Source organism: Modestobacter marinus, assembly GCF_019799945.1.
In the GTDB taxonomy this organism is placed as follows: Bacteria; Actinomycetota; Actinomycetes; order Mycobacteriales; family Geodermatophilaceae; genus Modestobacter; species Modestobacter marinus_B.
In genome coordinates this window covers 121,400-141,890 of the sequence record NZ_JABGCH010000010.1, presented here as the reverse complement: position 1 = coordinate 141,890, position 20,491 = coordinate 121,400, and the positions used below count along the sequence as shown (strand labels likewise).

Annotated in this window: 17 protein-coding genes; 12 read left to right on the top strand and 5 right to left on the bottom strand. The window is 75.9% G+C overall.

Annotation, left to right across the window (positions count from 1 at the left end):
• Positions 1-16: 16 nt before the first annotated feature.
• The 4 genes from HK417_RS11635 to folP are packed head-to-tail and all read left to right on the top strand — an operon-like array spanning position 17 to position 4,820.
• Positions 17-2,482: a GcvT family protein gene (locus tag HK417_RS11635; RefSeq protein ID WP_222266532.1), complete on the top strand. Its 2,466-nt coding sequence runs from the start codon at positions 17-19 to the stop codon at positions 2,480-2,482.
• Between the two features lie 10 nt (positions 2,483-2,492).
• Complete coding sequence (locus HK417_RS11630; RefSeq protein ID WP_222266530.1) at positions 2,493-3,113, top strand: cyclodeaminase/cyclohydrolase family protein; 621 nt, start codon at positions 2,493-2,495, stop codon at positions 3,111-3,113.
• Positions 3,110-3,970 carry a bifunctional 5,10-methylenetetrahydrofolate dehydrogenase/5,10-methenyltetrahydrofolate cyclohydrolase gene (locus HK417_RS11625; RefSeq protein ID WP_222266528.1) on the top strand — a complete coding sequence of 287 codons (861 nt, stop codon included), beginning with the start codon at positions 3,110-3,112 and terminating at the stop codon, positions 3,968-3,970. Before HK417_RS11630 ends, HK417_RS11625 begins: the two co-directional genes overlap by 4 nt.
• Positions 3,957-4,820: a dihydropteroate synthase gene (folP, locus tag HK417_RS11620; RefSeq protein WP_222266526.1), complete on the top strand. Its 864-nt coding sequence runs from the start codon at positions 3,957-3,959 to the stop codon at positions 4,818-4,820. Before HK417_RS11625 ends, folP begins: the two co-directional genes overlap by 14 nt.
• A gap of 19 nt (positions 4,821-4,839) precedes the next feature.
• Here folP and HK417_RS11615 read toward each other — a convergent pair whose 3' ends face one another.
• The gene (locus tag HK417_RS11615; RefSeq protein ID WP_222266524.1) at positions 4,840-5,565 is read right to left on the bottom strand and encodes a GntR family transcriptional regulator; all 726 of its coding nucleotides are present in this window, start codon (positions 5,563-5,565) and stop codon (positions 4,840-4,842) included.
• Positions 5,566-5,630: 65 nt separating this feature from the next.
• Between HK417_RS11615 and HK417_RS11610 the strand changes: the two genes are divergently transcribed.
• From HK417_RS11610 to pabB, 3 genes are read left to right on the top strand one after another with little or no spacing between them, the layout of a single operon-like run.
• A complete protein-coding gene (locus HK417_RS11610; protein WP_222266522.1) occupies positions 5,631-7,004 on the top strand; it encodes an L-serine ammonia-lyase in 1,374 nt (457 codons plus the stop codon).
• Between the two features lie 10 nt (positions 7,005-7,014).
• Positions 7,015-7,863 (top strand): formyltetrahydrofolate deformylase, encoded by an 849-nt coding sequence (purU, locus tag HK417_RS11605; protein WP_222266520.1) that lies wholly within the window; start codon positions 7,015-7,017, stop codon positions 7,861-7,863.
• 20 nt (positions 7,864-7,883) lie between these two features.
• Positions 7,884-9,710, top strand: a complete 1,827-nt coding sequence (pabB, locus tag HK417_RS11600) for an aminodeoxychorismate synthase component I (protein ID WP_222266518.1) — start codon at positions 7,884-7,886, stop codon at positions 9,708-9,710.
• 20 nt (positions 9,711-9,730) lie between these two features.
• On the opposite strand, the gene HK417_RS11595 is transcribed toward pabB, so the two are convergent.
• Together HK417_RS11595 and HK417_RS11590 are read right to left on the bottom strand one after the other, a co-directional pair.
• Positions 9,731-10,285: an Rv3235 family protein gene (locus HK417_RS11595; RefSeq protein WP_222266516.1), complete on the bottom strand. Its 555-nt coding sequence runs from the start codon at positions 10,283-10,285 to the stop codon at positions 9,731-9,733.
• Between the two features lie 36 nt (positions 10,286-10,321).
• The gene (locus HK417_RS11590) at positions 10,322-11,029 is read right to left on the bottom strand and encodes a LysM peptidoglycan-binding domain-containing protein (RefSeq protein WP_222266515.1); all 708 of its coding nucleotides are present in this window, start codon (positions 11,027-11,029) and stop codon (positions 10,322-10,324) included.
• A gap of 90 nt (positions 11,030-11,119) precedes the next feature.
• Here HK417_RS11590 and HK417_RS11585 point away from each other — a divergent pair, with 90 nt between their 5' ends.
• On the top strand, positions 11,120-11,689 hold the full coding sequence (locus HK417_RS11585) for a hypothetical protein (RefSeq protein ID WP_222266513.1): 570 nt from the start codon (positions 11,120-11,122) through the stop codon (positions 11,687-11,689).
• Positions 11,690-11,703: 14 nt separating this feature from the next.
• Here HK417_RS11585 and HK417_RS11580 read toward each other — a convergent pair whose 3' ends face one another.
• Positions 11,704-11,964 (bottom strand): helix-turn-helix domain-containing protein, encoded by a 261-nt coding sequence (locus HK417_RS11580; protein ID WP_222266511.1) that lies wholly within the window; start codon positions 11,962-11,964, stop codon positions 11,704-11,706.
• A gap of 194 nt (positions 11,965-12,158) precedes the next feature.
• On the opposite strand from HK417_RS11580, the gene HK417_RS11575 reads away from it, so the two are divergent.
• The 4 genes from HK417_RS11575 to HK417_RS11560 all read left to right on the top strand — a co-directional run bounded on the left by HK417_RS11575 (position 12,159) and on the right by HK417_RS11560 (position 16,272).
• Positions 12,159-12,869 (top strand): SAF domain-containing protein, encoded by a 711-nt coding sequence (locus tag HK417_RS11575; RefSeq protein WP_222266508.1) that lies wholly within the window; start codon positions 12,159-12,161, stop codon positions 12,867-12,869.
• Entirely contained in the window at positions 12,869-14,152 is a 1,284-nt protein-coding gene (locus tag HK417_RS11570; RefSeq protein WP_222266506.1) for an AAA family ATPase, read from the top strand. Before HK417_RS11575 ends, HK417_RS11570 begins: the two co-directional genes overlap by 1 nt.
• Positions 14,153-14,231: 79 nt before the next feature.
• Positions 14,232-15,632: a WS/DGAT/MGAT family O-acyltransferase gene (locus HK417_RS11565; protein WP_222266504.1), complete on the top strand. Its 1,401-nt coding sequence runs from the start codon at positions 14,232-14,234 to the stop codon at positions 15,630-15,632.
• 136 nt (positions 15,633-15,768) lie between these two features.
• Positions 15,769-16,272: a DUF6912 family protein gene (locus tag HK417_RS11560; RefSeq protein WP_222266501.1), complete on the top strand. Its 504-nt coding sequence runs from the start codon at positions 15,769-15,771 to the stop codon at positions 16,270-16,272.
• Between the two features lie 26 nt (positions 16,273-16,298).
• Here HK417_RS11560 and HK417_RS11555 read toward each other — a convergent pair whose 3' ends face one another.
• Positions 16,299-20,411, bottom strand: coding sequence for an FtsK/SpoIIIE domain-containing protein (locus tag HK417_RS11555; RefSeq protein ID WP_222266499.1), 4,113 nt, complete (start codon positions 20,409-20,411; stop codon positions 16,299-16,301).
• Between the last annotated feature and the right edge of the window lie 80 nt (positions 20,412-20,491).

Sequence of the window (20,491 nt, the reverse complement as noted above, 5' to 3'; positions counted from 1 at the left end):
CGTCAGGAGCAGAGCAATGTCCACCACCCCTCGAGTGGTCATCATCGGAGCGGGGATCGTCGGGGCCAACCTGGCCGACGAGCTGACCGCCCGCGGCTGGGACCGCGTCACCGTCGTCGACCAAGGCCCCCTCCCGCTGACCGGGGGGTCCACCTCGCACGCGCCCGGGCTGGTCTTCCAGACCAACGCGTCCAAGACGATGACCGAGCTGGCGAGCTACACGGTCGAGAAGTTCAAGGGCATCGACGTCGACGGTGCCTGGTGCTTCAACCAGGTCGGCGGCCTCGAGGTGGCCACCACGCCGGAGCGGCTGACGGACCTGCACCGCAAGCAGGGCTGGGCCACCTCCTGGGGCGTCGAGGCGCAGGTGATCGACGTGGAGGAGTGCGTGCGGCTGCACCCGCTGGTCGACCGTGAGCGCATCCTCGGCGGGCTGCACATCCCCACCGACGGTCTGGCCAAGGCGTCCCGGGCGGTCGTCGCCCTGGCCCGCCGCGCCGAGGCCCGGGGAGCCCGCTTCCAGGGCTCGACCAGGGTGACCGGCATCGAGCAGGCCGGCGGCCGGGTCACCGGCGTGCGGACCCCGGACGGCGTCATCCCCGCCGACGTCGTGGTGTCCTGTGGCGGCTTCTGGGGGGTGGAGCTCGGCGCCCAGGTCGGGATGGAGGTGCCGCTGCTGCCGCTGGCCCACCAGTTCGTCTGGACCGGGCAGGTGCCGGAGCTGGTCGGCCGCAACGACGAGCTCAGCGAGGCGAGCCTGCCGATCCTCCGCCACCAGGACCAGGACCTCTACTTCCGCGAGCGCGTCGACTGCCTCGGCATCGGCTCCTACGCCCACCGGCCCATGCCGGTCGACCTGCGCGAGCTGCCCCAGGGCGACGGCGTCCGGGAGTCGTCCATGCCCTCGATGCTCCCCTTCACCGAGGAGGACTTCGCCCCGGCCTGGGAGGAGAGCCAGCTGCTGCTCCCCTCGCTGCGTTCCTCGAAGATCGACTCCGGCTTCAACGGCGTCTTCTCGTTCACCCCGGACGGCGGTCCGCTGGTCGGCGAGTCCGCCGACGTCAAGGGCTTCTGGATCGCCGAGGCGGTCTGGGTGACCCACTCCGCCGGGGTCGCCCGAGCGGTGGCCCAGCTGCTGGTCGACGGGCGGTCGGAGATCGACCTGCACGGCTGCGACGTCCACCGCTTCGAGGAGTTCCAGCTCGCGCCGGAGTACGTGAGCGAGACCTCCCAGCAGAACTTCGTCGAGATCTACGACGTGCTGCACCCGCTGCAGCCCCGGCTGTCCCCCCGCGACCTGCGGATCAGCCCGTTCCACGCCCGGCAGCAGGAGCTCGGCGCGGTCTTCCTCGAGGGTGGCGGCTGGGAGCGTCCGCACTGGTACGAGGCCAACGCCGAGCTGGTCGACCAGCTGCCCGCCGAGTGGGTGCCGCCGGCCCGGGACGACTGGTCGTCGCAGTTCTGGTCGCCGATCGCGGCGGCCGAGGCGTGGAAGACCCGCACCGCGGTGGCGATGTACGACATGACACCGCTCAAGCGGCTCGAGGTCAGCGGCCCCGGCGCCCTCGACTTCCTGCAGTGGCTGACCACGGGCGAGATGGGCAAGTCGGTCGGGTCGGTGACCTACACGCTCGCCCTCGACGAGGCCGGGGGCATCCGCAGCGACCTCACCGTCGCCCGGCTGGGCGAGCAGCTGTTCCAGGTCGGCGCCAACGGCCCCCTCGACCTCGACTACTTCCAGCGTCAGGCGCCGGAGGACGGCAGCGTGCAGATCTGGGACATCACCGGCGGCACGTGCTGCATCGGCCTGTGGGGCCCGCGGGCCCGTGACCTCGTCCAGCGGATCAGCCCTGACGACTTCTCGAACGACGGGCTCAAGTTCTTCCGCGCCAAGCGGGCCCGGATCGGTGGGGTCCCCGTGACGGCCATGCGGCTGTCGTACGTCGGCGAGCTCGGCTGGGAGATCTACACCAGCGCCGACAACGGCCAGCGGCTGTGGGACGTGCTGTGGCGCGCCGGCCGGGACCTCGGCGTCATCGCCGGGGGTCGGGCGGCCTTCAACAGCCTGCGGCTGGAGAAGGGCTATCGCGCCTGGGGCCACGACATGACCACCGAGCACAACCCGTACGAGGCCGGTCTCGGGTTCGCCGTCCGCAAGCAGAAGCAGGGCTACGTGGGCCGCGAGGCCATCGCCGGGCTCAGCGACGACGCGGTGGGCCGCCGGCTGTCCTGCCTGACGATCGACGACGGGCGCAGCGTCGTCCTCGGCCACGAGCCGGTGTACGTCGACGGCCGACCGGCCGGCTACGTGACCAGCGCGGCCTTCGGGCACACCGTCGGCCGGCCGATCGCCTACGCCTGGCTCCCCTCCTCGGCGACCGTCGGCACGAGCGTCGAGATCGAGTACTTCGGCACCCGCATCCGGGCGACCGTCTCCGCGGAGCCGCTCGTCGACCCGCAGATGACCCGCCTCCGCGGCTGAGAGAGGACCCATGCGCACCGACACCATCGAGACGTTCCTGGAGCAGCTCGCCGCCAGGGTGCCCGCCCCGGGAGGGGGCGCCACCGCCGCGCTGCACGCGGCGCAGGGCGCCGCCCTGGTGGCGATGGTCGCCCGCTACAGCGACTCGGCGAAGTACGCCGAGCACGCCGAGGAGATCGCCACCATCACGGCCACCGCCGACCAGCTGCGCCAGAACGCGCTGGGTCTGGCCGAGGAGGACGCCGCGGCCTTCACCACGGTGACGAAGGCCTACGGGCTCCCCAAGGGGACCCCGGACCAGGCCGCGGCGCGGTCCGAGGCCATCAGGAGGGCACTGGTCGCTGCGGCGCACGTACCGGCGGTCGTCATCGCCGTCGCGGAGCAGGTGCTCCGGTTGGCCGAGCAGCTCCTGCCGATCGGCAACCGCAACGTGGTCAGCGACGTCGCGGCCGCCGCCGAGGCGGCCCGGGCAGCGGCCACGACGGCGCGGGTCAACGTCGAGATCAACCTCGCCGCCGGCAAGGACCCGACGACGTGGGGACCGCTCGCTGCGGTCGTGGACTCCGTGGACGACCTCGTCCTGCGCGCGGAGAAGGTCACGTCCGCCGTCCGGGTCGGACTCGTGCGATGACCGCGACGTTGAGCGGGAAGGACCTGGCCGCCGGCATCCGCGCGGACGTGGCGGCGCAAGCCGCGGAGCTCACCGCCGCCGGCACGCCCCCCGGGCTGGCCGTCGTGGTCGCCACGGCGGATGAGTCCAGCGCCTGGTACGTCCGCTCCATCGCCCGGGCCGCGGAGAAGACCGGCATCGCCTGCTCGGTGGTCGACCTCGGGGCCGCGGCGACACCCGAGCGGATCCGCGCCGCGCTGGACGCGCTCAGCGAGGACCCCGCGGTGCACGGGATCATCCTGCAGACCCCGCTGCCGGCCGGCGCCGTCTTCGAGGACCTGGCCGCGTCGATCGACCCGGCCAACGACGTCGACGGCGCCAACCCGCTGAGCCTCGGCCGTCTGGCCGCGGGCCTGCCCGCCTTCGCGCCGGCGACCGCCCAGGCCGTGCTGGTCCTCCTCGACCACCACGGGGTGTCGCTGGCCGGGGCGCACGCGGTCGTGGTCGGGCGGTCCAACGTCGTCGGCAAGCCCACGGCGCACCTGCTGCTGCAGCGCGACGCCACCGTGACCGTCTGCCACCGGAGGACCAAGGACCTGGCCGAGGTCACCCGGACCGCGGACGTGCTCGTCGCCGCGGTCGGACGACCGGAGCTCATCACCGCCGAGCACGTCGCCGAGGACGTGGTCGTCGTCGACGTCGGGACCAACCCGACGGCCGACGGCGGTCTGGTCGGGGACGTGGACGCCGGCTCGGTCACCGGACGGGTGGCAGGCCTCACCCCGGTGCCGGGCGGGGTCGGCCCGGTGACGACCGCGCTGCTCCTGCAGCACACCGTGCAGGCCGCGGCCCGCAGCACCGGCCGTGGCACCCGCTAGCACGGCCCTCGCGGCGCCGCCCGCTCCCGTCCACCCGGTGGGCCGGCTCCTGCGCACCGGGCGGCCGCTGGTCTGCGGGATCCTGAACGTCACCCCCGACTCGTTCTCCGACGGCGGCCGCTTCCTGGGCGTGGACCGCGCGGTCGAGCACGGACTGCGGCTGGCGGCGGAGGGGGCCGACCTGATCGACGTGGGTGGGGAGTCCACCCGGCCCGGCGCCCGGCCCACCACGGTGGCCGAGGAGCTCGAGCGGGTCGAGCCGGTGGTGGCCGCCCTCGCCCGGCGGGTGTCGGTGCCGCTGTCGATCGACACCTCGCGGCCGGAGGTGATGCGCGCGGCGGTGGCAGCCGGGGCCGGGATGGTCAACGACGTCCGGGCGCTGCGCCGGCCGGGCGCCCTGGCCGCGGCGGCCGAGCTCGGCGTGCCGGTGTGCCTGATGCACATGCAGGGGTCGCCGGGCAGCATGCAGCGCGCCCCCCGGTACGGCGACGTGGTCGCCGAGGTCCGCGACTTCCTGGCCGAGAGGCTGCGGGCCTGCCGGCGGGCGGGCGTCCTCGACGAGCACCTGGTCGTCGACCCGGGGTTCGGCTTCGGCAAGACCCTGGCCCACAACCGGGCGCTGCTGGCCGGCCTGCGGGACCTGCAGGCGCTGGGGGTGCCGGTCCTGGTCGGGCTGTCGCGCAAGTCCATGGTCGGCCAGCTCACCGGACGAGCGGTGGAGGACCGGCTGCCCGGGTCCCTGGCGGCAGCCGTGCTCGCCGCCCAGCGAGGTGCCGCCGTGCTGCGCGTGCACGACGTGGCGGCCACGCGGGACGCCCTGGCCGTGCTGGACGCCGTCGGCATGGTGTGACCGGACGGGACCTCCCGCCTCAGATCACCGCTCGGATGGTCTCCTCGAAGCCGAGGACGTGCTCACGGGCGAGCTCGTCGGCCCGGTCGGCGTCGCCGGCGGCGATCGCCCGGAGCAGCTCCACGTGCTCGCGCACGTGCTCGTCCACGGTGGGCAGCCGGTCGAGGAACAGGCAGAAGATCCGGGTCGCCAGGTTGTCGTAGCGGATCAGGACGTCCTCGAGGTGGGGATTGGCCGCGGCCCGGTAGATGGACCGGTGCACCGCGAGGTCCCAGCGCATCAGCTCGGTGCGGTCGACCTGGGTGACGTCCAGCTGCTCGATGTGCGCGGCGAGCTCCTCGAGCTCGGCCTGGCCGCCCCGGACGGCGCGCTCGGCGGCCCGGCGGGCGGCCAGCGGCTCGAGCTGGGCGCGGATCTCGGAGATGTGCGCCAGGTCGGAGATGTCCATGCCCGTCGCGAACGTGCCCCGCCTGGGGTAGGACACCACCAGCCGGTCGCCCTCCAGCCGCTTGAGCGCCTCGCGCACGGGTGTCCGGCCGACGCCCAGCGCCTTGGCGAGCTCGTCGTCGTCGATCGGGTCGCCGGGGCGGATGTCGAGCATGATCAGCCGATCCCGGATCGCCACGTAGGCCTTGTCCGCCAGGGACGTGGCAGCCGACGGGTCCAGGTCCAGCGGTGCGACGGTCACCAGCAGATCGTAGAGGTTGGTGGCCAGGAGGCCTTGCCTCGCGAGTGGGATCGACATACCGTCATCCTACATGTGATATACCAACTGTGTATCTGCGTCTGATTACAAGGAGGGAGGCACGCGTGACCATCAGCGCCTTCGATTTGTTCAAGGTGGGGATCGGTCCGTCCAGCTCGCACACCGTCGGTCCCATGCGGGCGGCCGCCACGTTCGTCTCCCGGCTGTCCGAGGAGGGGCTGCTCGAGCGGGTGACCGGCGTGCGCTGCGAGCTCTTCGGGTCTCTGGGTGCGACCGGGCACGGGCACGGCAGCGTCACGGCGGTCGTCCTGGGCCTCGAGGGGGAACGCCCCGACCTGGTCGACCCGGTCACCGCCGGACCCCGGGTCGACGTGGTCCGGCGCGAGGGCGAACTGGCCCTGGCCGGTCAGCACGTCATCGCGTTCTCGGTGGACCAGGACGTGGTGCTGCACCGGCGCAAGCGCCTGCCGTTCCACACCAACGGCATGCTCTTCCGGGCGCTGGACGCGGCAGGCGACGAGGTCAGCCGGCGCGAGTACTACTCGGTGGGCGGCGGGTTCGTCCTCGACGAGGACGACGCCGGCAACCCGGCCATCGTCGAGGACCCCACCCCCGTCAGGTACCCGTTCCACACCGGCGAGGAGCTGCTGGCCCGGACCCGCGAGACGGGGCTGCGGATCAGTGACGTGATGCTGGCCAACGAGCTGGCCTGGCGCAGCGAGCCGGAGGTCCGCGCCGGGCTGCTGCACATCTGGTCGGTGATGCAGGAGTGCGTGGAGCGCGGCACCCGGGCCACCGGCGTCCTCCCCGGGGGGCTCAAGGTCCGCCGGCGCGCGGCGGCGCTGCGCGCCCAGCTGGAGGAGCACCCCGACGAGGACGACCCGCTCCGCGCGATGGAGTGGGTGACCCTCTACGCCCTCGCGGTCAACGAGGAGAACGCGGCCGGCGGACGGGTGGTCACCGCCCCGACCAACGGCGCCGCCGGGATCGTGCCGGCGGTCCTGCACTACTACCGCGACTTCGTCGACTCCTGCTCCGACGACGGCGTGGTGCGGTTCCTGCTCACCGCCGCGGCGATCGGGCTGCTGTTCAAGGAGAACGCCTCGATCTCCGGCGCGGAGGTGGGCTGCCAGGGGGAGGTCGGCTCGGCCTGCTCCATGGCCGCCGCGGGTCTCGCCGAGGTCATCGGGGGGTCTCCGGAGCAGGTGGAGAACGCCGCCGAGATCGGCATCGAGCACAACCTCGGCCTCACCTGCGACCCGGTCGGCGGGCTGGTGCAGATCCCGTGCATCGAGCGCAACGCCGTCGGCTCCATCAAGGCCATCACCGCGGCGCGCATGGCGGTCCGCGGTGACGGCCGGCACCACGTCCCGTTGGACAAGGCGATCAAGACGATGCGCGAGACGGGCGCGGACATGAAGGACAAGTACAAGGAGACCGCCCGTGGCGGGCTGGCGCTCAACATCGTCGAGTGCTGAGGAGGCACCCATGTCCCACCCGTTCACCCTCACGCTGAGCTGCTCCGAGCGCCCCGGCATCGTCCACGCGGTCAGCTCGATCCTCTTCCAGCACGGCTGCGACATCGTCGAGCACCAGCAGTTCGATGACGCCCTCCGCGGCCACTTGTTCCTGCGCACGGCCTTCGTGTGCGCCGACGGCACCGACCCTGAGCGCTTCACGGAGGCGTTCCGGCCGGTGGCCGACGAGTTCGGCATGACCTACCAGATCACCGGGGGCCAGCCGCAGCGGGTGGTGGTCATGGTGTCCAAGCTCGGGCACTGCCTCAACGACCTGATCTTCCGGTGGCGGGCCGGCAACCTCGGGGCCGAGCTCGTCGCCGTGGTGTCCAACCACGAGGACCTGCGCCCGATGGCGGAGGCGGCCGGCCTCCCGTTCATCCACGTGCCGGTGACCCCGGCCACCAAGCGGCAGGCCGAGGAGCGGCTGCTCCAGCTGGTGGCCGAGTACCGGGCCGACCTCGTCGTCCTGGCCCGCTACATGCAGGTCCTGTCCGACGAGACGTGCGCCGCCCTGCACGGTCGCGCGATCAACATCCACCACTCCTTCCTGCCGGGGTTCAAGGGCGCCAAGCCCTACCACCAGGCCTTCGACCGCGGGGTGAAGCTGGTGGGCGCGACCGCCCACTACGTGACCCCCGACCTCGACGAGGGCCCGATCATCGAGCAGGAGGTCATCCGGATCGACCACACCTACGACCCGCGGGCGCTGTCCACGGTCGGCCAGGACGCCGAGGCGCTCGCGCTCTCCCGAGCGGTGCGCTGGCACAGCGAGCGGCGGGTGCTCCTCAACGGGCACAGCACCGTCGTCTTCCGCTGAGCCGGGCACCGGTCCGGTCGATGACCAGCGAGGCGGCCGGCCGCCGGCCCGGCGCGCCGTGGGCGCGGTTCGACGACCTCCGGGCCGGGGTCGCGCTCCAGTGCTCCTCTCCGCACCGGGTGCTGACCGCCGTGCGGCCCGAGGAGGTCGTCGGCGTCCTGGCCGAGGTGGAACGGGCCACCGACGCCGGGCAGTGGGCCTTCGGGTACGTCGCCTACGAGGCCGCCGCCGGGCTGGACCCGCACCTCGCCGTCCACGGGTCCACCCCCATGGGGATGCCGCTGGTGTGGTTCGGGCTCTGCGACGAGCCCGTGCCGGTGCGGCCGCTCGAGGCCGCGGGGCCAGGCGACGTCGGGCCTCCCGTGGCCGCCGAGTGGCACCCCGCGTGGACGCCGGACGGGCACGCCGGCGCCGTCGGGCAGATCCGGGAGCGGATCGCCGCCGGGGACACGTTCCAGTGCAACCTGACCGTCCGGATGTCCGGACGTGTGGGAGGGGACCCCTTCCTGCTGTACCGCGACCTGGCGCTGGGCCAGCGGGGGGCGCACAACGCCTACCTCGACCTCGGCCGCTTCGCCGTGGCCAGCGCCAGCCCGGAGCTGTTCTTCGAGCGCCGCGGCGACGAGGTGCTGCTGCGCCCGATGAAGGGGACGGCGCGGCGGGGGCGGAACCGGGAGGAGGACCGGTACCTGGCCCACCGGCTGCGCTCCAGCGCCAAGGAGCGCGCGGAGAACGTGATGATCGTCGACCTGATGCGCAACGACATCGCCCGGGTGGCCGAGGTCGGCAGCGTCGACGTGCCCGCGCTGTTCACCGTCGAGCGGTACGAGACGGTGCTGCAGCTGACCTCCGAGGTGACGGCCAGGCTGCGACCGGGAACCGGTCTGGTGGACCTGTTCCGGGCGCTCTTCCCCTGCGGGTCGGTCACCGGGGCCCCCAAGGCGAGCTCCATGGAGATCATCCGGTCCCTCGAACCCGACCCGCGCGGCGTCTACTGCGGCGCGATCGGTCTCGTCGGGCCGCCCGGTGCGCCGGTCCGCGCCCGGTTCAGCGTGGCCATCCGGACGGCGGCGGTGGACACGACCTCGGGGCAGGCCGTGTACGGCACCGGGGGTGGCATCACCTGGGGGTCGGAGGCGCCCGCGGAGCACGCGGAGGTGATCACCAAGACGGCGGTCCTCAGCGCGCGGCCCCGTGAGTTCGAGCTGCTGGAGACGATGCACCTCGACCCGGAGCGCGGTCTCCGGAACCGGGAGCGCCATCTGCACCGCCTGGCCGCCTCTGCCGAGCACCTGGGCTTCCGGTTCGACCTCCCGGCGGCGCGCCGATTCCTGGCCGCGCGGCTGGCGGGGGAGCCGGCGGCACGGGTCCGGCTCCGCCTGCGGCGCGACGGGACGCTGGCCGTCGACGTCGAGGCGCCACCTGGACCCGCGGCCGGCACCGTGCTGCTCGCGGTCGACGATGAACCCGTCGACCCCGGGGAGTCCTGGCTCTACCACAAGACGACCGTGCGCGAGCCGTACGACCGGCGCCGTGCCCGGCGCCCCGACGCCGACGACGTCGTCCTGCTGAACACGCGGGGAGAACTGACCGAGACGACCCGGGCCACCCTCGCGCTCGAGGTCGACGGGCAGTGGTGGACGCCGCCGGTGGACTCCGGGTGCCTGCCCGGGGTCGAGCGGGCCCGACTGCTCGACCTGGGCGTGCTCCGGGAACGGGTGCTGCTGCACGGAGACCTGTACCGGGCTGAGCGGCTGGCGGTCATCAGCTCCCTGCGTGGGTGGCGGGCGGCGAGGCTGGGTGTGACCGACCGGCTGCCGGACCTCACCGCGAGCTCGGCCGGCTGACGGCCCCCTACGCGGGACGGTCAGCCGATCTGCAGGGCGGTGCACCGCCACCGCCCGTCGATGCCCTCCAGCCGGGCCGCGACGGCGTGCGCCCGGCCCGCCCGCCGGGCCACCGCGGCCACCTCGGCCACCCCGTCGACCGGCTCGCAGACCCGCACCGAGCTGACCAGCAGCGGGGAGGTCCCCTCCGTGCACCACCGGGGACGGCGGCGCCCGCTGAGCGCCGCGAACAGCTGCGGGGTCACCAGGGGCTGCAGCTGGGTCACCGGCCGGCGGCCGGCGAACGCCTCCAGGGTGAGCGTGACCAGTCGCCGTCCCGCGGCCTGCGCGTCGGGCAGCTGAGCGCGCCGGGTCCACGTCGGGCCGAAGTCGGCGTCCTCGGCGGTGTCGGGCGGTGCGTCCGGCCGGGGCCGCGGGCCCGGCGCCGGGGGGAGTGGCCGGGGGCGCGGTCCGGGGGTCAGCAGCCGGACCGGGTGCCGCTCGTCCTCCAGGGGTGGTCCGGGGGTGCGGACGACGACCAGCTCCAGGCGGGGCCGGGTGGGGTGCGCGGGTGCGCTCAGGGACGGTGCGCTCACGGGTCTCGGCTCCTCGGGCGATGGGGTGGGCGGGGCTCAGGCCGGCGGCCGGAGGACCTGCCCGGGCAGCAGCAGGTCGGGGTCGGGGCCGATGACGTCGGCGTTGGCCTGCCACCAGGCCGCCACCGCACGCGCGGTCTCGGGATCGGGGACCGGCGTGCCCGGGTGCTGCCTGGCCAGCCAGTCGGCGGCGATGTCCCAGAGGCAGTCGCCGCGCAGGACGACGTGGTCGCCGGGGTCCGGGCGCCCGGGCCAGTCGGGGACCACGCCCGTGCCGGCGCTGGCCGGCCAATCGACGGCGGCCGCCCCGGTCGCTCCGGCCGCCCCGGTCGCTCCGGCCGCCCCGGTCGTCGGGGCGTCGGCCGCGACCACCGGCGGCGCCTGGGCGACCGAGACCGCGGTGGGCGCGGTGGCCGCCAGGCTCAGGCCCACCGCCACCGCGGCGGCCCGGCGGGCGCCGGCGGGGAGCACCCCGGCCAGCAGCAGCCGGGCCAGCCGGCCGCCGGAGCCGGGAACGGCGCTCAGGCCGGTGAGCAGCAGGCCGACGGCGGCCCAGGCCCAGCAGATCCAGGCGAGCGCACCGGCCGCGCCGACCAGGAGCACGTCGATGCCCTGGGAGTCGACCACCCGTTGCGGATCGGTGGCGACCGCCCGCAGCTCGGCCAGGCCCGGGCCTGCGGTGGACAGCGCCCACGCGACACCCCCCATGACCGCCGTGGTGGTGGCCCACCGGCGCATCGACATGGCTAGTCCGCTCACAACGAGCACCAAACACCACTGGACGAAGCAAACGCAACCAAACGAAAGAACTTGTGGACGACTAACCTGCGCTCCATGCGCTGGCAGCAGCTGTTCGCCGACCTGGAGGCCCAACTGGCCGAGGAGGAGGCGGCCGACGAGCGCCGGGAGGACGCGTCCCGGGCCCGGGCCGAGTGGGGCCGGCTGCGGCTGGCGGACCGGCTGCGCGGGTCCCTCGGCCGGCCGGTCACCATGTCGTGTCGGGGAGCGGGGGAGGTCACCGGGCGGCTCGTGGAGGTCGGCGTCGACTGGCTGCTGCTGGAGGACGGCCAGCACCGGGAGGTGCTCGTCGCCCAGCGGGTGGTGCGCACGGTCGGCGGGCTGACCGCCCGGACGGCGGCGGAGCGCGACCTGGGAGCGGTGGGCCGGCGCCTGGACCTGCGCCGCGCCCTGCGGGGACTGGCCCGGGACAGGGCACTCGTGCACTGCCTGCTCGACGACGGCGGCGTGGTCACCGGCACCGTCGACCGGGTGGGCGCGGACTTCCTGGAGCTGGCCGAGCACCCCGCCGACCTGCCCCGGCGGCGCGGCGCGGTCACGGGAGTGCGGGCGGTCGTGCTGGACGCGGTCGCCGTCGTCCGGACGCTGCCGCCCGCGGTGGTCTGACGCCGGGGCCGCGCTCAGCGAGTGGCGTCGGCCCCCGGGACCTCGGCGTCCGCGCCGGCCTCGGCCGGCTCGGGCTCGCCGGCGGACGCCCGGGCCTCGGCGTACTTCTGCTGGATGAAGCGCTCCAGCTCGTCCTTCTCCACCCGCCACTGGCCGCGTCCGCCGATCTGGATGGCGATCAGCTCCTTGCGCCGGACCAGCGCGTACGCCTGGGACCACGAGACGTTGAGGATCTCCGCCACGTCGTCGAGGGTCAGGAAGCGCTGCGTGGCCATGGTGCGTGTCTCTCCCGTCGACGGTCCCCGCCAGTGTGGCAGCCGGGGCGCCCCGGGCTGCGCCGTCCACCCGATGGTGTGGACAACCGCTGCACCAGACCGTGCTCCTCGGCCATGATCGGCGTCCCGCGGTCCGGCCGGGCGCGGTCGACGGCGTGCCTGCACGCGGGGAGGACGGACGGGGTGACCGACCGATGAGCGCGCCACCGACGGCCGACACGGGCCTGGGACGGGCAACCGGCGACGGGCCGGCCGGTCCGGTGGCGCGGCGGGTGCGCCCGCCGCGGTGGCTGGACCTGCGGCTGGTCCTGGGTGTCCTCCTGGTGCTGGGCTCGGTGCTGGTCGGCGCCCGGGTGGTCAGCGCGGCCGACGCGACCGTTCCGGTCTGGTCGGCCACCGGGGACCTCGCCGCCGGGACCGTCCTGGCGAGCGACGACCTGGTCGCCGTCTCCGTCCGGCTCGACGACGTCGCCCCGGCGTACCTGGCCACCAGCACGCGACCAGAGGGGCGGGTGCTGTCCCGCGCCGTGCGGGCAGGTGAGCTGCTGCCCCGGTCGGTGCTGGAGGAGCCCACGGGTCTCGTCCAGCTGGCGCTGCCCGTGCAGGCCGGCTACGCGCCGCCCGGACTGGCGCGGGGACAGGCGGTGGACGTCTACGCCGTCGCCGACCCGGTCCTCGGCGCGGCCGGCCCGACCGGCGGGGACGTCGAGCTGGTGGTGGGCGGAGCCACCGTCCAGGCGGTGAGCGGGCGGGGCGACGGGGTGCTGACCACCACCGCCAGCACCGTGCAGGTCGTCGTCGCGGTGCCCGCGGACGAGGCGGCCGGCGTGCTCGGCGCCATCGGTGGTCGAGGGCTGGTCGTGGTGGTCCGGGAGTCCGTCGACGAGGCGGGGACGACCGACTGATGGCCCTGCAGGTTTTCACCGCCGTCACCGGCGCCGCGTGGGAGTCCGAGCTCGTCGGCGCACTGGACCGGGAGGACCACGGGGTGACCGTGGTCCGCCGCTGCGTCGACGTCGCCGACCTGCTAGCGGCTGCGACCACCGGCACCGGCCAGGCGGCCCTGCTGTCCGCTGAGCTGCGCCGGCTGGACGGGGCGGCGGTCGCCCGGTTGACCGCCGCCGGGGTCGCCGTCGTCGGCCTGGTCGAGCCCGGGGACGACCGGTCGGCCGAGCGGCTGCGACAGCTGGGGGTGGTGCGGGTGCTCTCGGCCGACGCCGAGCCGGAGGAGATCGCCCGCGCCCTGCGCGAGGCCGTCGCCGGGGTGCCCGCGGCGGGTCACGACGTCGGCGACCCGCGGGCCGCGCTCCCCGCCCTCGGCCTCCCGCCGGAGGGCCCCGGACCGCCCGCGGGGGAGGGCCGGGTGGTCGCGGTCTGGGGACCCACCGGCGCCCCGGGGAGGACCACGGTCGCCGTCGGGTTGGCCGACGAGGCCGCGCGACTGGGCGTCGGGACGCTCCTCGTCGACGCCGACGTCTACGGCGGCGTGGTGGCCCAGGTGCTCGGGCTGCTGGACGAGTCACCCGGCCTCGCCGCGGCGGCGCGGCAGGCCGGCGCCGGCACGCTGGACGTCGCCGCGCTGGCCCGGCTCGCGTGGTCGGTGCGTCCCCGGCTGCGCGCGCTGACCGGGCTGGCCCGGCCGGACCGGTGGCCGGAGCTACGGCCGCAGGGGGTGGCCGTCGTCCTGGGCGAGGCCCGGCGGCTCGCCGCGCTCACCGTCGTCGACTGCGGGTTCTCCGTGGAGGAGGACGAGGAGCTCTCCTTCGACACCGCGGCGCCGCGGCGCAACGGGGCGACACTCACGGTGCTGGAGGCGGCCGACACGGTGGTGTGCGTCAGCGGGGCGGACCCGGTGGCCCTCCAGCGGACCGTCCGCGCGCTGGGGGAGCTGCGGGACGTGCTGCCCGGCGTGCACCCGGTCGTGGTGGTCAACCAGGTCCGGCGCGGACCGGTGCCCGGGGACCCGCGGCGGGAGATCGCCGCGGCGCTCGCCCGGTTCACCGGCTGCGAGGTGGCCGCGTTCCTGCCGGCCGACCGGCGGGCCACCGACGCCGCGCTCGCCGCGGGGCGGACGCTCGGCGAGGTGGCGCCCGGCTCGGCGCTGCGGACCGCGCTCCGCGCCCTGGCCGCGGAGCTGACCGGGGTGCCGGTGCCCACCGGCCGTCGCCGGGTCCGGCGCAGCGGCTGACCGTCCGCAGGCGGTCCCGGTCTCCGGGCCGTCCGCGGACGTCGTAGCGTGGGGCAGCGCCGAGCGGGAGGAGGGGCACGTGGTCGAGCGGCTCACGGCGGTGGACGCGTCCTTCCTGTACCTGGAGGAACCCGGCACCCCGATGCACGTCGGTGGTGTGCTGGTGCTGGAGTGCCCGAACGGCGGGCTGGACCACGAGGCGCTGGTCGAGCTGGTGCGCGCGCGGCTGCCGCTGGTACCCCGCTACCGGCAGAAGGTCCTCGAGGTGCCCGGGCACCTGGCGAACCCGGCGTGGGTGGACGACCCCGACTTCGACATCACCTACCACGTGCGGCGGTCGGGGCTGCCCCGGCCGGGCACGGAGGAGCAGCTGCTCGACCTGGTCGCCCGGGTGATCGCCCGGCCGCTGGACCGCACCCGCCCGCTGTGGGAGATGTACCTGGTGGAGGGCCTGGCCGGGGACCGCACGGCGGTGGTCACCAAGACCCACCCGGCGCTGGTCGACGGCTTCAACGCGATCGACATCGGCCAGGTCATCCTGGACGCCGATCCGGACGCCCCGAACCGGTCGGGCCCGGCCGAGGAGGAGTGGCGGCCGCGTCGGCCGCCGGGGCCGGCCGCGCTGGTCTGGGAGGCCGTCGAGGAGTCCCTGCAGCGGCCCTCGTCGGTGCTGGACACCGCCCGGACCGCCGCCGGTGACCTGCGGGCGACCGCCGTCCGGTGGGCCGGCCTCGCCGGCAGCCTGGCCACCGCGGTGGCCCGCACCGCCGTCTCGCCGGCGCCGGTCAGCCCGCTCAACGCGCCGATCGGCCGGCAGCGCCGGGTCGCCGTCGCGCGGGCCACGCTGGAGGACCTCAAGGTCGTGCGCAAGGCGCACGGAGGCACGGTCAACGACGTGCTGCTGACGACGGTCACCGGCGCCCTGCGCGAGTGGCTGCTCTCCCGCGGCGAGCCCGTCGTAGGCAGCACGGTGGTGCGGGCGCTGGTGCCGGTGTCGGTGCGCGGCGAGGACGACGACGGGGCCGGCAACCGGGTGTCCTCGCTCCTGGTCGACCTGCCGGTGGGGGAGCCCAACCCGCGGGTGCGGCAGGCCCGGGTCAGCTTCGCGATGCGCGGCCTCGCGCCGAGCGGGCAGTCGGTCGGGGCCGACACCCTGGCCACCCTGTCCGGCTTTGCGCCGCCGACCCTCCACGCGCTGGGCGCCCGCGCGGCGAGCGGGCTGTCCCGGCGGCTGTTCAACCTGGTCGTCACCAACGTGCCCGGTCCGCAGCAGCCGCTGTACGCCCGCGGCGCCCGGATGGTGGAGGTCTACCCGGTCGTGCCGCTCGTCCGCGGGCAGGGCCTGGCGATCGGGCTGACCAGCTACGACGGGACGGTGTACTTCGGGCTGACCGCCGACCGGGACAGCGTGAGCGACGTCGACGTCCTCGCCGACCTGATCGAGCAGGAGGTCGCGTACCTGGTGGAGAGCTCCTCCTGAAGAGGGACCCCTCTGCCCCCCACCGCTCGCAAGCTCGCGGCGGGACCCTGCAGAGGCCTCCGGTGGCCGGGGCCGGAGCCGTGCGTCCTCCTGGCGGCGCTACGGTCGCGGTTCGACGACTGAGGGGGATGACCGGGTGCGCGTCTACCTGCCGGCCACCACGACCGTGCTCCAGCGGTTGCTGGCCGAGGGCCGACTGGAGGGACCGCAGACGGTCTTCACGGTCACCCCGCAGCTGCGGGACTTCTACGAGCTGAGCGAGGACAGCGAGGAGCTCGAGTACGCGGCGCTGCTCGCGGCTGCCCGGGCCAGCCTGCGCCTGATCGACGTCGACCCGGGAGCCGCGCGGCGGCGGGTGGTGCTCGCCGCCGACGTGCCCGACGCGTCGGTGACCCCGATGGAGGACGAGGGGGCGGACGCCGGCGCCGCCCGGACCACGGCCGACGTGCGGCTGGCCGACGTCGCCAGCGCGCACCTGGACGTGGCGGAGGCCGAGGAGGACGTGCGCGCGGCGGTCGCGGTGGTCCTTGAGGCCGACCTCGGCAGCGAGGACGCGCAGTTCGTCGTCGACCAGGCGGAGGGCCACGAGCTGGCCTGGTACGCGAGCCAGGAGATCGGCCCGGTCCTCGACCTGCTCTGAGCCGTGGACCCGGCCCTGCGACGGCGTCATCGCGGGGCCCGGTGGCGGGCCACCTGCACCCGGACCGCCTCGCCGCCGGCGACGAGCCAGCCCGAGCCGGGGCGGGGCGGGAGCGGTGTGCGAGGGACGCGCAGGCCGAGCAGCTCGGCGTCGCCGGGGACGGGCCGCAGCAGCAGCGCGGTCCGGCTGCGGCGCAGGGTGACCGCCGGCCCGCGGTAGGCGGCGGCCAGGTCCGCGGCGCTGCCGGCGGCCACGACCAGCGCCTCGCCGCCGGGCCGGCCGACCGACGCCAGGACGTCGGCCGCCGCGTCGGGCAGCGCCGCGACGTCGTCGGCGAGGACGACCGGCACCGGCGCCTGCTGGGCGACCCAGGTCCGCAGCGCCGCCGGATCGGCCGGGGACATCCACTCGATCCCCGCTCCCGCATCGACGCCGCCCGGCCGGGCGGCGAGGTGGAGCACGGCACGGCCCGCGGCGCGACAGCCGAGGCCGAGCGACGCCAACACCGTGGACCGGCCGCTGCCGGGACCGCCGACCACCAGCAGGCCGCCGCTGCGCTGGAGGTCGAGGCCGACCGGGCGGCCGTCGTCGCCGCCCGGGCCGAGCGCCACCTGCAGGACGTCCGGCGACGACCCGCGCTCCCTGGGCGCCGGCGGGAGGACCGGGTCGGCGGGCAGCTCGACGACCCGGATCCGGCGGGCGTCGTCCGCGGTGGGCCACTCGCGAACCCGGGTCCGGGGCAGGGCGAGCTGGCACTCGACGGCGTCCTCCCCGGCGAGGGCCCGCCCGGGGGGCTGGTGGCCGGGGACGGCCCGCGGCGGGATCCCGGCGACGGCGTAGTCGGCGCGGTCGGGCAGGGGCAGCACCACCCGGGAGCGGGCTGCCGCGGTGAGCCGGCTGCCGGGCACGGCGCGCTCCGCCGTGGCGACGACGGTGAGGCCCGCTGCGGCGCCGTCCCGTAGCAGGCGGAGCAGCGCCGAGGACCCGCCCGCCGGGTCGGCCTCGTCCAGTTGCGCGGCGACGCTCTCGAAGCCGTCGACCAGGACCAGCAGGAGGGGATCGTCGTCGGGCGGGCTCCCCGACCGGCGCCGGTCGACCTCCGCGACGAGGCGCGTGACGAGCCGGTGCGCGCGGTGGGCATCGCCGCGACCCACCGCCGTCCCCAGGTGGGGGAGACACGCGGCGGCCGCGGCGGCTGCTCCGCCGCCGTGGTCGAGCACGTGGACGTGGAGCTCACGGGGGGACAGCCGGTGGGCCGCCTCGGCGGTGACGGTGGCCAGCGCCGTGGTGCGTCCGCTGCGCGGGCCGCCCACCAGCAGCCAGCCGCCACCGGCTGCGAGGTCCAGCTCGAGCGGCTGCTGGCTCTGGGTATCCGGGGAGTCGGTGAGCCCGATCCGCAGCACTGCCGCGGAGAGGTCACCTCCGTCGAGGTCCTCGGCGGTCAGCCGGTCCGGGAGCGGTGGCAGCCACGGGCGACCGGGGCGCGCGACGGACCGCTCGGCGGCCCGTCGGCTCAGGGCCTGGACCAGCCGCCGGAGGTCCTCGGGCCCGGCCGAGGACGAGAACGGAGGCACCGGCGCCCGGGCGGCCTGGTGCGAGGGGGGCCACGGGCGGCGGCGTGCGGTCACCCCGACCTCCTCCTGGTCGGAGGTGCCCGACACCCGGGCGACCTGCAGCAGCACCGGTGTCGCGCTCCCGGCGCGCAGCAGGGCCCGGCCCGGGCGGTCCGGCGGCAGGGAAGCGGCGAGCGGGCTGCCGAGGACGTCGCGGGACTCGCTCTCGTCGGTCGTGCGCAGACAGATGCGCAGCGAGCAGTTGGCGCGGATCTCCGGGCTGACCACCCCGGACGGACGCTGGGTGGCGAGCACCAGGTGCACGCCGAGGGACCGGCCGCGCTGCGCGATGCCGACCAGGCCGGAGACGAAGGCCGGCAGCTCCTCGGCGAGGGTGGCGAACTCGTCGACCACGATCACCAGCCGGGCGAGCGCGGCGGAGTCGGGGAGGTCGGTCAGGTCGCGGGCCGCGTTCCGCGCCAGCAGCCGCTCCCGGCTGGTGAGCTCGGCCGCCAGCGAGCGGAGCGCGCGGGCGGTGGACTGGTGGTCCAGGTCGGTGAGGACGCCGACGGTGTGCGGCAAGTCGGCTGTCGCGGCGAACGCGGCGCCGCCCTTGTAGTCGACGAGCAGCAGGCTGCACCGGTCCGGTGGGTGGCGCAGGGCCAGGCCGGCGACGAGGGTCTGCAGCAGCTCGGACTTCCCCGCCCCGGTGGTGCCCGCGACGAGCGCGTGCGGTCCCTGGGCGACGAGGTCGACCTCCAGCGGACCCTGCTCGCCCACCCCCAGGGTCGTCACCAGCCGCCCGCGCCCCGCGTCCCACTCCCCGGCCGCGGTCACCGCGCCCAGTGGGATCCGCAGCCCGGTCGCGGGGAGGTCGAGCAGCCGAACCATGTCCGGCAGCCCCCTGGCCGACGAGGGCGCCGCCAGTGCGGCCAGGTGCCGGGCCAGGGCGCCCGCCGTGGCGTCGGGCATCCCGTCGAGCACGACCGGCCGCGACGACCCGAGGGAGGGGACGTCCAGCCGCCCGCTCGTGCCGGTCTCCCCGGTGATCCGCAGCAGGGCGGTCGGACGCGACCGGAGCCCCGGCTCGTCCTCCGCGACCTCGAGGACGGCGAGGGTACCGGTGCCCGCGCGCACGGCGGCCGCCGTCTCGTCGCCGAGCGCGCCGTCCAGCACCACGACCGTCACCCCGTCGGGAGGACCGGCGAGGGGTGATGGACCGGTCGCGGGAACCCGGAGCTGGCCCAGCTGTGGCAGCCACCGCGCCCAGCGCCAGTCGCCGGACCGCTCCACACCGCAGACGAGCACCAGCCGCAGCTCACCGGGCGGGAGGAGGGCCGCCAGCTGGGCCACCACCGCGCGGACCACACCCAGCCCGGCGGGCCGGGGGCCGACCACGCCGAGGCCCCCGGACCGCAGGTCGACGGTGACCGGCAGGTGGGTGGCGACGGCCGCGGACCGGGTGCCGTCCGGCGCGACCCGGGTCACCGCCGTGGGACCGGAACCGGTGCCGACGCGCACGGTCAGCTGGTCGTCGTCGCAGCGGGTGCGCGACCACAGGGGGCTGGACCTGCGGCGCGCCGCCGAGGCGAGCCGGGCCGGGTCGGGATGCCGCGCCTCGCGGGCAGCGAGGTCAGCCGCGACGGCGGCGTCGACCTCCTCCTCCGCCCGGGCGAGTGCGGCCGCGTGCTCCGCCACGGCGCCGCGGTGCGCGCGGCGGCCGGTCCTCCAGTCCGACCACCAGCCGGCCACCGCGACCACCGGGCTGAGGAGGGCGAAGAAGAGGAAGTGCGGGGTGCCGGTCAGCCAGGCCATCAGGACCCCGCCGGCCGCCGGCAGGGCCACGGCCACCCACGCCAGGCGCCGTCCGGCCGGTTCCGGAGGAGCCGCGGGGAGCCGGACGGCGACCTCCGGGAGAGCCGCCGGCGCCGGGCGCAGCGGCCGGACGAGCAGGCGGCCGCCGGGCGCCTCGCCGGTCTCCAGGGCCGCGCCCTGCGGGCCGGTGAGCCGGAGCGTGCTGGCGCCGATCCGGACGAGGGCGCCCACCGGCCAGGGGACCGGAGCGCCGCCGAGCAGAACGGACGGCCGACCGCCCACGTCCAGGACGCTGCCGTTCGAGGAACCGAGGTCGGCGGCGGTCACCTGGCCCTCCGTCACCGACAGCAGCACGTGCCGGCGGGACACGTCCGGGTCGCGCAGGGCCAGCCCGCAGCCGGGACCGCGGCCGACGACGAGGTCACCCCGGCCGAGGGGCAGGACCCGCCCGGCGTCCGGCCCGCCGACCACGTGCACTTCGAGCGCGCCGGACGCGGAGGCGGGGCGGGGGCCCGGCCGGCCGAGGCCCAGGACCGCGCCGTGCCGCAGCGCCGGACTGCTCAGCGGGACGTCGGCGGGCAGCTCCGTGGTCCCCGACCACAGCCCGCCCGCCGGCAGGGCCAGTTCGGCGGCGAGGACGGGCAGCACGTCGCCCAGCACGGCGTCCGCGGGCGCGCGCACCTCCACGTCCACCTCGGCCTCGACGCCGTGCAGGGTCCAGGTGCGCGGAGCCCGGCGCGGGCCGCGGCCGGGTGGGGAGGGGTGCTGCACCCGGCGATCGTGCAGTCGCCGCGGCGGCCGCGGGGCTTCCGAACGCGATCTGTGGACGACGGGTCCGCCTGTGGACGACG